12 protein-coding genes and 1 pseudogene are annotated in these 12407 nt (G+C 41.6%); 7 read left to right on the top strand and 6 right to left on the bottom strand.

Annotated elements, in window-relative coordinates; genetic code table 11:
* Window positions 1–31: 31 nt before the first annotated feature.
* The 4 genes from sirB1 to hemA are packed head-to-tail and all read right to left on the bottom strand — an operon-like array spanning window position 32 to window position 4062.
* Window positions 32–841 (bottom strand): invasion regulator SirB1, encoded by an 810-nt coding sequence (sirB1, locus tag PR833_RS16335; protein WP_141173379.1) that lies wholly within the window; start codon window positions 839–841, stop codon window positions 32–34.
* The gene (gene prmC, locus PR833_RS16330) at window positions 841–1686 is read right to left on the bottom strand and encodes a peptide chain release factor N(5)-glutamine methyltransferase (protein ID WP_004919393.1); all 846 of its coding nucleotides are present in this window, start codon (window positions 1684–1686) and stop codon (window positions 841–843) included. Before prmC ends, sirB1 begins: the two co-directional genes overlap by 1 nt.
* Window positions 1686–2768, bottom strand: coding sequence for a peptide chain release factor 1 (gene prfA, locus PR833_RS16325; protein ID WP_004919392.1), 1083 nt, complete (start codon window positions 2766–2768; stop codon window positions 1686–1688). The genes prmC and prfA overlap by 1 nt, the downstream gene beginning before the upstream one ends.
* Before the next feature lie 31 nt (window positions 2769–2799).
* Window positions 2800–4062: a glutamyl-tRNA reductase gene (gene hemA / locus PR833_RS16320; protein WP_004919391.1), complete on the bottom strand. Its 1263-nt coding sequence runs from the start codon at window positions 4060–4062 to the stop codon at window positions 2800–2802.
* Window positions 4063–4591: 529 nt separating this feature from the next.
* On the opposite strand from hemA, the gene lolB reads away from it, so the two are divergent.
* The 3 genes from lolB to prs all read left to right on the top strand — a co-directional run bounded on the left by lolB (window position 4592) and on the right by prs (window position 7141).
* Window positions 4592–5257 (top strand): lipoprotein insertase outer membrane protein LolB, encoded by a 666-nt coding sequence (gene lolB, locus PR833_RS16315; RefSeq protein WP_042116548.1) that lies wholly within the window; start codon window positions 4592–4594, stop codon window positions 5255–5257.
* Window positions 5254–6129 carry a 4-(cytidine 5'-diphospho)-2-C-methyl-D-erythritol kinase gene (ispE, locus tag PR833_RS16310; protein WP_004919385.1) on the top strand — a complete coding sequence of 292 codons (876 nt, stop codon included), beginning with the start codon at window positions 5254–5256 and terminating at the stop codon, window positions 6127–6129. The genes lolB and ispE overlap by 4 nt, the downstream gene beginning before the upstream one ends.
* A 64-nt stretch (window positions 6130–6193) precedes the next feature.
* Window positions 6194–7141 (top strand): ribose-phosphate diphosphokinase, encoded by a 948-nt coding sequence (gene prs, locus PR833_RS16305; RefSeq protein ID WP_006661866.1) that lies wholly within the window; start codon window positions 6194–6196, stop codon window positions 7139–7141.
* Between the two features lie 324 nt (window positions 7142–7465).
* Here the strand turns inward: prs and ychH are convergent, their stop codons facing one another.
* Window positions 7466–7738: a stress-induced protein YchH gene (gene ychH, locus PR833_RS16300; RefSeq protein WP_004919381.1), complete on the bottom strand. Its 273-nt coding sequence runs from the start codon at window positions 7736–7738 to the stop codon at window positions 7466–7468.
* 298 nt (window positions 7739–8036) lie between these two features.
* Here ychH and pth point away from each other — a divergent pair, with 298 nt between their 5' ends.
* The 4 genes and pseudogenes from pth (at window position 8037) to PR833_RS16280 (ending at window position 12035) form a co-directional block, all read left to right on the top strand.
* The gene (gene pth / locus PR833_RS16295; protein ID WP_004919378.1) at window positions 8037–8627 is read left to right on the top strand and encodes an aminoacyl-tRNA hydrolase; all 591 of its coding nucleotides are present in this window, start codon (window positions 8037–8039) and stop codon (window positions 8625–8627) included.
* A 122-nt stretch (window positions 8628–8749) separates the two neighbouring features.
* Complete coding sequence (gene ychF / locus PR833_RS16290) at window positions 8750–9841, top strand: redox-regulated ATPase YchF (protein ID WP_004919376.1); 1092 nt, start codon at window positions 8750–8752, stop codon at window positions 9839–9841.
* 215 nt (window positions 9842–10056) lie between these two features.
* Window positions 10057–11245: pseudogene (locus PR833_RS16285) on the top strand (tyrosine-type recombinase/integrase).
* Between the two features lie 172 nt (window positions 11246–11417).
* On the top strand, window positions 11418–12035 hold the full coding sequence (locus PR833_RS16280; protein WP_150375471.1) for a Fic/DOC family protein: 618 nt from the start codon (window positions 11418–11420) through the stop codon (window positions 12033–12035).
* Here the strand turns inward: PR833_RS16280 and PR833_RS16275 are convergent.
* Window positions 12032–12196 (bottom strand): hypothetical protein, encoded by a 165-nt coding sequence (locus tag PR833_RS16275; protein ID WP_190956435.1) that lies wholly within the window; start codon window positions 12194–12196, stop codon window positions 12032–12034. The two genes, PR833_RS16280 and PR833_RS16275, sit on opposite strands and share 4 nt — an antisense overlap.
* Between the last annotated feature and the right edge of the window lie 211 nt (window positions 12197–12407).

Genomic DNA, 12407 nt, shown 5'->3' with positions numbered 1-12407 from the left:
ATATCGAGACAGTTTGCTGTCTGTGCATAAATTAATGTAACACTACTGGATGATTATCTAATGAATATATCTGAATTTTAATCATTTCAGAAATAGGATCTTCTGGGCAGTGTTCAATAAAATAGTTTAAATCATTCAACGCCACATGGTTACAATCTAAATGTGCAAGAATTAATCCACGGTCGCGAATTTCATAAGGGTCTTCAGGATCTAACGTTAATAGCGTCTCACAGACCTTTAACGCTAACTCCATTTTTTTCTCTTCCATTAAAGAGGCTTTCAGCGTGTCAAATAACTTACGAATGATCACACTGTTTTCCGCAACATCGAGTTGATCCTCATCCAACTCAGAGTAGGGATCCACGGTTCCTTTAAGCCACAAATTGAGCGTATGCCATGTCAAGGTTTCCCCATTGACTGGGTTAATAAACCATTGTGAACCATCCTCTTTCTGAGCCAGTAATAACAGCTGAGTTGGAAACACGGCAGGTTCGATATCAATCTCTAATTTCTCAGCAATATAAAGGAAAATGGAACCTAAAGAGACCGGTGTTCCACGTTTCGTTGCTAAGACTTTATCTAGCCAAAGCATGTCGGATAATGCATAGATGCCGTCAGCACCACCAAATTGCCATTGATGATAAAAAAGCGTTATTAGTTGATTAATTTTACTTTCATTATCCGCTTGTAAATCAATAACCGCTTTGGCTGCCTCAACCAAGCTATCCAATCGAGCCTGTACTTGCATAAGAGGAAAATCGATACGAATACTTTGGGAAACTATCATAATACCTTCACTCAAAGGTATTTTGTTAAATTCAATATTTGCTATGGTTTTCATCACATTTCCACTGATTTATTCCACTGCCCAAGCGAAATTCTATCTCGGCCACCATAATCTAGACAGGTTTCAATATTGCTATATCCATACTGTTTGAATAACTCACGAACTGCGGCACCTTGTTGCCATCCATGCTCAACAAGTAACCAACCTTGTGGGTTAAGGTATGATCTCGATGTAGACACAATATGGTCTAAATCTGACAGTCCGTGATTATCTGCCACTAAAGCGGTTAAAGGTTCGAATCTAACATCGCCTTGCTGCAAATGGTCATCATTTCCATCAATATAAGGTGGATTACTCACAATCATATCAAAATGTTGGCAAGACAGTGAGGTAAACCAATCACTTTGTAGAAACTGTACATTATTAAGCGCCAGACGTTGCTGATTACGCTGTGCTAAAGAAACAGCATCCAGATTAAAATCAATACCGATAATCACGCTGTCTGGACGTTCAGAGGCGATCGCCAAAGCAATAGCGCCTGTCCCTGTGCCAAGATCAAGTATTTGGCAGCGCTGAGCCGGAAGCCGTGCTAGGGCCTGTTCAACTAGACATTCAGTATCAGGACGGGGAATCAAAGTGGCTGGCGAGACAAATAAAGGCAATGACCAAAATTCACGCTCACCAATAATATAGGCGATGGGTTCACCTTGCTCACGACGACATAATAGTGATTCAAGTGCTTCATACTCAGGCTGTGTTAACTCTGTTTCTGCAAATGCAAAAATAAAGGTACGACTCCGCCCTGTAATGTGTTGAAGCAGGATTTCCGCATCTCGTTTAGCACTATCACTCATCGGCAGCCTTGCGACTGCTTGGTCAACCCACTCGCCGTATTGCATTAATCTTGCTCAGACAATGCAGACAGTTGATCTGCTTGATATTCGTTGATAATCGGCTGAATTAACGCATCCAGCTTCCCTTCCATCACTTCATCTAAACGATACAACGTCAAATTGATACGGTGATCGGTCACCCTACCTTGAGGGAAGTTATAGGTACGAATACGGTCAGAACGGTCACCAGAACCTAATAAGTTACGTCGTTCCGAGGCTTCAGCGGCTTGACGCTTATCCATTTCTGCTTGACGGATACGAGCACCTAATACAGACATCGCTTTTGCTTTGTTCTTATGCTGTGAACGTTCATCCTGACATTCAACCACAATACCCGTTGGAATATGGGTAATACGGATTGCGGAGTCAGTTGTGTTAACGTGCTGTCCACCCGCTCCCGAAGAGCGGAATGTATCAATACGTAAATCTGCAGGGTTGATTTCAGGTAATTCCGCTTCCGGTAATTCAGGAAGGATAGCGACGGTACAAGCCGATGTATGAATACGTCCTTGTGATTCCGTTTCTGGCACACGTTGTACACGATGACCACCAGATTCGAATTTCAAGCGACCATAAACGCTTTCACCGGAAATTTTTGCAATCACTTCTTTGAAGCCACCATGCTCACCATCACTAGTGCTCATTAACTCAACACGCCAACGGTTAGCCTCGGCATAACGGCTATACATGCGGAATAGATCACCCGCAAAAATAGCCGCTTCGTCTCCACCAGCCCCTGCACGAATTTCAAGGAAACAGTTGTATTCATCATCAGGATCTTTTGGCAGCAACAACAGTTGTAATTGCTGTTCAAGCTCTTCATTGCGCGCTTTCGCTTCTTTTAGCTCTTCTTGAGCCATCTCTTTCATTTCAGGATCATCTAACATCATCTCTGCTGTTTCGATATCTTCCTGAACAGTCCGCCATGCCGTAAAGCATTTGGCGACATCTGTCAGTTGAGCATACTCTTTTGATAAGGCACGAAAGCGTCCCTGATCAGCAATCACACCTGCATCGGCGAGGTGTGCTTGAATTTCTTCATAGCGTTCCTGTAATGCTTCCAGTTTTGCGACAATAGAAGGCTTCATTCGTTATATCAGACCCATGATTAAAATGTGGTTATTGATGGTTCAGCCCTAAGCTGTCCCTAAGTAGATTCAGGCGTTCCAAGTCACCATCTCCAGCGGCTTGCTGTAAAGATTTTGTTGGTGCATGGATCAGGCGGTTGGTCAATTGTTGGGTAAGTTGTGTAATAACTTGTTCAGGGTCTGCACCCTGACTAATTGCCGCGAGTGCTTTTTCTGTCATCCCCGCGCGGATTGCCTCAGCCTGCGCTCTGTAATCGCGAATTGTAGACACTGCGGCTTGCGAGCGCAACCAATCCATGAAATGGCTGCTTTCTTGTTCCACGATAAATTCTGCTTCAACCGCTGCGGCTTTGCGCTGAGCAAGGTTTTGCTGAATTATCGACTCAAGATCATCCACCGTATACAGGTAAACATCTCTGAGTTTTTCAATATCAGGCTCGATATCACGAGGAACCGCAATATCAATTAACAACATGGGTTTGCTGCGACGCACTTTCATCGCACGCTCTACCATGCCTTTGCCTATAATCGGTAACGGACTTGCTGTTGAACTGATCACAATATCGGCTTGAGCCAAACGTGTATCAATATCAGACAGCGTGATCACTTCCGCATTAACCTCATTAGCTAATAACTCCGCTCTTTCACGAGAACGGTTAGCGATCATCATCTTCTGCACACCATGCTCGCGTAAATGGCGTGCCACCAATTCAATTGTTTCCCCTGCTCCCACTAACAAAATATTCAAATGTTTGAGTGACTCAAAAATTTGCCTTGCTAATGTACAAGCGGCGAATGCAACGGAAACCGCATTCGCTCCGATCTCTGTTTCGGTACGAATGCGTTTAGCGACAGAAAATGATTTTTGAAATAAACGCTCTAATTCGCTCGACAAAGAATGGTTGTCTTGAGAAAGGGCGAACGCTTTTTTAACCTGCCCAAGGATTTGCGGTTCACCTAAAACTAAAGAATCCAACCCACTTGCAACCCGCATAAGGTGACTGACTGCTCGGTCACCTTCATGCCAGTACAGACTCGGTTTTAAATCTTTATCTGTAATATTGTGAAACTTGCATAACCACTGGATAAGCTGTTCTTGAGCTTGTTCTTGTGATTCAAGGCTCAAATACAACTCAGTTCTATTACAGGTCGACAGCACAACGCCACCGCTCACCTGAGGTTGCTTAAGCAACTCCTCAAGAGCATGGTCGATTTTTTCTGGTCCAAAAGCCACCCGTTCACGAAGGGCTACTGGCGCCGTTTTATGATTAATGCCTAGGGCTAATAGGGTCATTGTGCTTAACTACATTGCTCACATTGCTAATTATTTATCCAGTAGTATAACCACACTACTGTTATTTGTTTATCGACTATTGTAGATGATCTCCGCCCCGCTTTCTATGCCCCGCGAATAATGAAAACCATAAAGATGATCACTACCAAACTTTTTCCATAGAAAACTGCTGACGATTTAGCCGAATTCAACACTATTAGTATTGCTATTCTACACCGCTTTATATCGGAGATGTACCCTTTTTTATTATACTTATTAAGAAATTATCAATATCAATGAGATATGCTGCGATTGTCATCTGTCAACTGATGAATCAAACTATCGATACTCATTGACCAATTGTATAAATAGGCAAAACTTCTTCAATCCGATTGATCATTTAGCTGTTTTAACGCAATATTTTGCCCACTGTCGCACCATATTATCCAGTGAGTCATTTTTCTAAATTGCAATAACACGTTACACTTCAGTGGGTATCAGCTTTGATAAAACCTATTTACTTTTTACTCAATGATTTTTGAGAGTCGCTATGCAACTGTTCACTACTTGGTCTTGTTTCGCTCCTTCCACCGCAAAGCGTTTTTGGCGTTTATTGCCGCTTTCTTGCTTATTGCTGACGGCTTGTGTGACCACTCAACAAACAACAACGTCTGGTACAGGTTCCGCGTCTGATCCACAATGGAAAACCCATTTACAAGAAGTCAACGCACTTCGCAATTATCAAACTCGCGGTTCTTTTGCCTATGAATTTGATGGTAGTAAAACCTATGCTAAATTCTTCTGGCAGCAGTATACACCTGAAAAATATCGTTTATTGTTGACAAACCCACTCGGCAGCCGCGAGTTAGAGCTCACCGTTGAACCTGATTTAGCGCGTTTAACCACAAAAGATGGGCAAACGCATATGAGTGATGTTCCTTCCGAGCTGATTTATCAACTTACTGGCATGGAGATCCCGCTTGAGGACCTGACCGCTTGGTTAACTGGCTCACCTGGGCGCGCAACACAATTTACGCTGGATAAAAACCACCTCCTAAAATCTGTAACATTACAGCAAACCAATGGTGAAAAGTGGCAGCTTAACTATCTTTCTTACAATATGAATACCACTCCAATGTTACCAAGCAACCTTGAATTACGTCAGGGTTCGCGCCTAATTAAGCTAAAAATGGATAGCTGGACTTTACAAAAATGACGTTAACATGGCCTTCCCCTGCTAAATTGAACCTTTTTCTCTATATCACAGGCCGTCGAGCAGACGGCTATCACGAATTACAAACACTGTTTCAATTTCTTGATTACGGTGACGACATTACCATCACCACGCGGGCAGACGATCACATCAATCTACTCACGCCAATGGAGGGAGTAGAACCAGAACAAAACTTAATCGTCAAAGCCGCAAAATTATTACAACACTACTGCCGTGATACTTTAGGCTATTCAGAACCTCTCGGGGCAGATATCAAAATCAATAAAATATTGCCAATGGGCGGCGGTATCGGTGGAGGCTCTTCCAATGCGGCCACCACACTTATTGCATTAAATACTCACTGGGGAACAGCAGTGAGTGATGACGTGTTAGCGGAGCTAGGTAAAAGCCTTGGAGCAGACGTTCCCGTTTTTGTGCGAGGCCATGCCGCTTTTGCGGAAGGAATAGGTGAAATTTTGACTCCAGCCTCGCCTAAAGAGAAATGGTATCTGGTTGCACATCCAGGAATTGAAATCTCAACTCCGATGATCTTCACAGATCCGCAATTAAATCGAAATTCTCCAAAACGCTCACTAGCCGCATTATTACTGGCTCCGTACGCAAATGATTGCGAACCAATTGCAAGAAAACGTTTTCGTGAGGTTGAACAGCTCGTTTCTTGGCTGTTAGAATATGCCCCGTCTCGCCTTACAGGGACAGGTGCTTGTGTTTTTTCTGAATTTGAAACACAAGCTGATGCCCTTAAGGTGTTAAATAAAGCCCCATCGTGGGTGCATGGTTTCGTCGCTCAAGGGGTGAACGAATCGCCGTTGCACAAATTCCGCGCTGGGATAACCCGTGTATTGCACCAATAATAACGATTTAGCATCGGTTATTGGTCAACAATATCTCTCTGGACGCAAGCCTGAGGTTTTTCTCGTGCCCGATATGAAGCTTTTTGCTGGTAACGCTACACCGGAACTAGCACAACGTGTTGCTAACCGCCTTTACACTAATCTTGGAGACGCGGCTGTTGGTCGTTTTAGCGACGGCGAAGTCAGTGTTCAAATTAATGAAAATGTTCGCGGTGGTGATATCTTTATCATCCAGTCAACCTGTGCACCAACCAATGATAACCTGATGGAACTGGTTGTTATGGTCGATGCGCTGCGCCGTGCATCTGCTGGTCGTATTACCGCTGTTATCCCTTACTTCGGTTATGCTAGACAGGATCGTCGCGTACGTTCTGCCCGTGTACCAATCACCGCTAAAGTTGTTGCCGATTTTCTGTCCAGTGTAGGTGTTGACCGTGTTCTCACCGTTGACCTACACGCTGAGCAGATCCAGGGCTTCTTTGATGTTCCTGTTGATAACGTATTCGGTAGCCCTATTCTTCTGGAAGATATGTTGCAGAAAGATTTGGAAAACCCAATCGTTGTATCTCCAGACATCGGCGGCGTCGTCCGTGCTAGAGCAATTGCGAAACTGTTAAATGACACTGATATGGCAATCATCGATAAACGTCGTCCTCGTGCGAACGTTTCCCAAGTGATGCACATCATTGGTGATGTTTCTGGTCGTGACTGCATTTTAGTCGACGATATGATAGATACTGGTGGCACGCTGTGTAAAGCGGCTGAAGCTCTGAAAGAGCGTGGTGCAAAACGCGTATTTGCATACGCAACTCACCCGATTTTCTCAGGTAATGCCGTAGACAACATCAAAAATTCAGTCATTGATGAAGTCATTGTTTGTGACACAATCCCTCTTTCACCTGAAATTAAAGCATTGAACAAAGTTCGCACGCTGACACTTTCAGGCATGCTGGCCGAAGCAATTCGCCGTATTAGCAATGAAGAGTCAATTTCTGCGATGTTCGAGCACTAAGAATTAATTAACGAGGTAGCAATACCTCGTTTTTCTATATTGCTTTGAAAATCAAAGAAATGTCATAATTTAAGTAGCGCCCCTACGGTTGAATATCAACCGTAGGGGCTTTATTTATCCATTCATTTTTACTCACCATAGCCTATAGGTAACCTCGTTGGCTTAATTTTTCATATTGCCATGGTGATAAAATACGCACGAAAGAAGAGAGAGTTAGAGGTGAATAAAAAAACAAAAGAGTGATTATCTAAAATATGAAATCACCCTTCGTTGCTAAATAAGATCAACTAATATTGTTAGTACCACATAAATTAAAAACAAATATTATGGATAACGATGGTTATCTTTATTTGAATGTGGATAATGTTTTATTAGCCAGTAACGGTCAGCAATTTTTTCTCTACCGCCAATTCTCGCTCCAGTTAACCAGATCATCGCACCAACAAAGATGCCAAACAAGGAGCCCATTGTGATCATGTCCGGTAAATTGAGACTAAATATATGGGAAGATAGGTTCAGTGCAATACTTCCTATCATAACGATTAGCCCTAACGCCATCAAAATATTACCAACCAAAACTGCTGTTTTACGTTTCATATCTACCTCCTATCTCAGTAGACTGATAAGCAAAGCATAATTGAAATATTCGAAAAAATTATATTGTTATATGATTATTATAGTGTAATAAGTAAAATTGTTTGCGATGGCTATCACATGGTGAGACTTTTCCCATAATTTCTGTACAAAAGATGCTTTTTTTAAAAATATTTTTCCCGAATAGTTTCATACGAAACTAAATAACCCCCTCATTGCCCTATTTCAATTTTGTACATCCCCCTATCACAAGGTAAACTAGATATAATTTTTTGACTTAACTGACAGTGAATAATTAGCCGTGAGCAAAATAAAACTAATTGTTGGCCTCGCCAACCCAGGTGCTGAATACGCCCAAACTCGTCATAATGCTGGAGCATGGTATGTTGACTTACTTGCCGAACGCCATAACCAATCTTTAAAAGAAGAAGCAAAATTTTTCGGTTATACCGCCCGTATCAACCTTAATGGCAACGATGTTCGGTTACTTGTTCCAACCACCTTTATGAATTTGAGTGGTAAATCGGTTCTGGCTGTTGCTAACTTCTATCGCATTAACCCTGATGAAATTTTAGTCGCGCATGATGAATTAGATTTACCCCCCGGTGTTGCAAAAATGAAATTAGGCGGCAGTAATGGTGGGCATAACGGTCTTAAGGATATTCAAAACAAGTTTAGTAATAACCCAAACTTTTATCGTTTACGCATAGGTATTGGTCATCCAGGCGATAAAAACAAAGTTGTTGGTTTTGTTTTAGGCAAACCACCTGCATCTGAGCAAAAACTTATCGATGAAGCGATTGATGAGTCCTTAAGGTGCACAGATATCTTACTTAGTGATGGGATGGATAAAGCGATAAATCGCCTACATAGTTTTAAAGCAACAGCGTAAAATCAGTGTACGTAAAGAGTTCATTTCATCAAAAACAACTTTTTGTGTATAATCAGCGCCAATTTTCTAACATTCAGGAGCAGCGCTCGCCTGCCCCTTGCTATTTTTAAGGTGAGAAACATATGGGTTTTAAATGCGGTATCGTTGGTCTGCCTAACGTGGGTAAATCTACACTGTTTAATGCGTTGACCAAAGCCGGCATCGAAGCAGCCAACTTCCCTTTTTGTACAATTGAGCCGAATACGGGCGTTGTGCCAATGCCAGACCCACGTCTTGACCAATTGGCTGAAATTGTAAAGCCACAACGTATTCTACCAACTACGATGGAATTCGTTGATATCGCGGGTTTAGTCAAAGGCGCCTCAAAAGGAGAAGGTTTAGGTAACCAGTTCCTGACTAATATCCGTGAAACGGAAGCTATCGGCCACGTAGTGCGTTGCTTTGAAAACGACAATATCATCCATGTGGCAGGTCAAGTTAACCCTGCTGAGGACATTGAGGTTATCAATACCGAATTAGCGCTCGCTGACCTTGATACCTGTGAACGCGCAATACATCGCATACAAAAGCGTGCAAAAGGTGGCGATAAAGATGCTAAAGCAGAATTAGAAGTATTAGAGAAGTGCTTACCCCATCTTGAAAACGCAGGCATGCTGCGTACTTTAGATCTTAGCGCAGAAGAAAAAGCACTGATCCGTTATTTAAGTTTCTTAACACTCAAACCAACAATGTATATTGCGAATGTTAATGAAGATGGCTTTGAAAATAATCCTTATTTAGATACGGTAAATAAAATTGCTGAATCAGAAGGTTCTGTCGTCGTTCCTGTTTGTGCCGCTATCGAATCAGATATCGCTGAATTGGAAGATGAGGAGCGTGATGAGTTTATGGCAGATCTTGGCATTGAAGAGCCTGGTTTAAACCGCGTGATCCGTGCAGGTTATCAGTTATTGAACCTACAAACTTATTTTACTGCTGGCGTGAAAGAAGTTCGCGCATGGACGATCCCTGTCGGTGCAACAGCCCCACAAGCCGCCGGTAAGATCCATACTGACTTTGAGAAAGGCTTTATTCGAGCTCAAACTATCGCATTTGATGATTTTATTAAATACCGCGGTGAGCAAGGCGCTAAAGAAGCCGGTAGAATGCGTGCAGAAGGTAAAGATTACATTGTTCAAGATGGCGATGTGCTGAACTTCTTGTTTAATGTGTAAGCCAGCGCTTTAGCCTTATATTATTTCACAAAGTATCAAATCATAATAAAACAGCATAAAATTCATGATATTAACTGGGTTTTATGCTTTTTTATGCCTCATTAAGTTTCATAAAAGCTCGTGACTAAATGAGTATGTAACTGGGTACAACTTATTTATCCTCCCTTTTTAAGTGAGTATAATAATATCAACTTACATAACTAGTTGAACTTATTATGCTTACTGATACAAAATGCAGAACTGCAAAACCTAAAGAAAAACTTTATCGTATCAATGACTTCAACGGTTTGTACCTTAAAATGAAACCTAATGGTAAAAAAGCATGGCGATTCCGTTTTCAAATAAATGGAAAATCAAGCATGCTTGCATTAGGTAACTCCCCATTAATAACACTAGCTGAAGCCAGACCTAAATGTGATGATGCCAGAAAACTCGTATCAGAAGGAATTAATCCAACACAAGCTAAGCAACTAGACAAGATCAGAAAAGCGAACGAATCTGCAAATATATTTCAAATCATCTCAAAAGAATGGTTGAAATGAAAGATTAGGCTGATGTGACAAAATACCGTCGCCTTGATATGTTGGAGCGCATTGTATTTCCTTCTATCGGCAATGACCAATAAGAGAAATTACATCTCACCATATTCTCAAAATATTGCAGCGTGAAGTTCAAAGAGGTGTTCCAACAGTTGCTGCTGAAGCTAAACGGACGATATCCTCGATTTTTGAATTTGCTGTTGCCACATTAAGAGCTGATAGCGATCCTGTATGGGCAATAAGAAAAGCTCTCCCAGCAAACAAAACTCAACATAAAAAAGCCCTCACTACAGATCAAATAGGTCAATTACTCAATAACTTTGATAATAGCCGTGGCACCTTTCAACTGAACTATTGTATGTGGTTAATGTGGTGGACGCTTTCTCGTCCATCTGAAGTCGCTGAGGCTAAATGGTCTGAATTCGATCTTGATAATGCACTTTGGACAATTCCAGCTGAGCGAATGAAAGCACGAAGAGAACATATTGTTCCTCTACCTACACAAGCTATTGCGATTCTAAAATCTCTTTATGGTTTTACTGGCAGCCGTAAACATTTATTTCCCGGTCGGGATTCTTGTCATAAACCGATGTCTACCAACTCACTAAGGCAATTTCTTAAAACGAGAGGTTGGAGTGTTATATATAACCCTCATGCGACACGCACAACAGGCAGCACACGATTAAATGAGCTTGGATATAGACCTGATGCTATCGAAGCACAGTTAGCCCATATGGACTCAAATAGTGTTAGACATTCATATAACCATGCAACTTATCTTGAAGAGCGCAAAATCATGATGCAAGATTGGGCTGATAAACTTGATATTTGGGTAAAACGAGCCAATTTTGAATTAAAACCATGATGCATGGGTGTGTTAGCTTTGAAATATAACGATATTTATGAATTTTTTAGAAAAATCTACAATTTAACCTACACTTAATTAATCCGTTGATTTATAGGTAGTTATTATTTATTTGATGTTTTTAGCATGATAACGTACAAAATTCATACCCACACCAAAAGAACACGCTTAAATGAATAGATATGATGTATCTAACAGCGAAGGAAAATTTGCTGACGGCTCTGATGAAGAGGTACTGGCTAACAAGCTAGGACTTTCAAACGTTGATGATATCAATGATGCAGAGCTTGTCCTGTTAGAAAAACTGTATCAAGTCATTTTTGAAGAACAATTCCCCACTGAGCAAATTACTGTATCTCTTATTCAGCGTTGGCACCGCCAATGGTTAGGGAATGTTTACGAGTGGGCTGGTCAATTACGCACAGTGAATATTAGCAAGGGTGGTTTTATGTTTGCCCCTGCGGGTCGTGTTGCAAAGTTACTTGCTCAATTTGAAAAAGAGTTTCTAGCGAAGTATACACCCTGCACTAATATGAGCCGAGAACAAGTCATAGAAGCAATTGCAACAGTACATGTGGAATTAATTCTGATACATCCATTTAGGGAAGGAAATGGGCGCTTATCGCGCTTACTCGCTGATGTGATGGCGGTACAAGCTGGTTTTCAGTCGTTAGACTATGAAAGTTGGACTCAACACCCCGAGCAATACATTGCAACAATCCACGCAGGGCTAAACCTTAACTATGAACCCATGAAATATTGGGTTAATGAAGCCTTGAAAGAGAACTAAATCGCCAGTTTCAAATGCCCGAACTTCTCACGCTTAGCCTTCATCTCTTCTTCAAGGCGACGAGACTCCTGCCCTGTTTCAATCGCTGTAGAGGTTGCTACCGAACGAGTGAGCTGAGTACGAGTTGGTCTTGTTATTTGAATTAATTCGTTCTTTTTCATGGTAGTCTCACATCAAACGGGCGATAGTGCATTTTATCATCGTTGGTTTATATGGCAACATAGATCTTATGGCGAAACTATAACCTTAAAGCTAGATATCAATTTAAAAACCACTGTTTTTAGCTCTATCCTTGGCTATCTTTAATACTTCATTATATGAATACTTTGACGTATAAAAAACATGCTCCCAATGGGGAGTGTCCACTCCCCA

Origin of the sequence: Providencia sp. PROV189 (assembly GCF_028480065.1) — a bacterium.
Classification (GTDB): Bacteria; Pseudomonadota; Gammaproteobacteria; order Enterobacterales; family Enterobacteriaceae; genus Providencia; species Providencia stuartii.
The sequence above is the reverse complement of the archived record's forward strand: the minus strand, read 5'-3'. Positions and strand labels throughout refer to the sequence as shown.

Excerpts from the sequence above, each read along its gene's own strand:
- prfA (WP_004919392.1), bottom strand. The coding sequence starts at position 2,768 with ATGAAGCCTTCTATTGTCGCAAAACTGGAAGCATTACAGGAACGCTAT.
- sirB1 (WP_141173379.1), bottom strand. The coding sequence starts at position 841 with ATGAAAACCATAGCAAATATTGAATTTAACAAAATACCTTTGAGTGAA.
- hemA (WP_004919391.1), bottom strand. The coding sequence starts at position 4,062 with ATGACCCTATTAGCCCTAGGCATTAATCATAAAACGGCGCCAGTAGCC.
- PR833_RS16275 (WP_190956435.1), bottom strand. The coding sequence starts at position 12,196 with ATGAAAAAGAACGAATTAATTCAAATAACAAGACCAACTCGTACTCAG.
- ispE (WP_004919385.1), top strand. The coding sequence starts at position 5,254 with ATGACGTTAACATGGCCTTCCCCTGCTAAATTGAACCTTTTTCTCTAT.
- prmC (WP_004919393.1), bottom strand. The coding sequence starts at position 1,686 with ATGCAATACGGCGAGTGGGTTGACCAAGCAGTCGCAAGGCTGCCGATG.
- ychH (WP_004919381.1), bottom strand. The coding sequence starts at position 7,738 with ATGAAACGTAAAACAGCAGTTTTGGTTGGTAATATTTTGATGGCGTTA.
- ychF (WP_004919376.1), top strand. The coding sequence starts at position 8,750 with ATGGGTTTTAAATGCGGTATCGTTGGTCTGCCTAACGTGGGTAAATCT.
- PR833_RS16280 (WP_150375471.1), top strand. The coding sequence starts at position 11,418 with ATGAATAGATATGATGTATCTAACAGCGAAGGAAAATTTGCTGACGGC.
- lolB (WP_042116548.1), top strand. The coding sequence starts at position 4,592 with ATGCAACTGTTCACTACTTGGTCTTGTTTCGCTCCTTCCACCGCAAAG.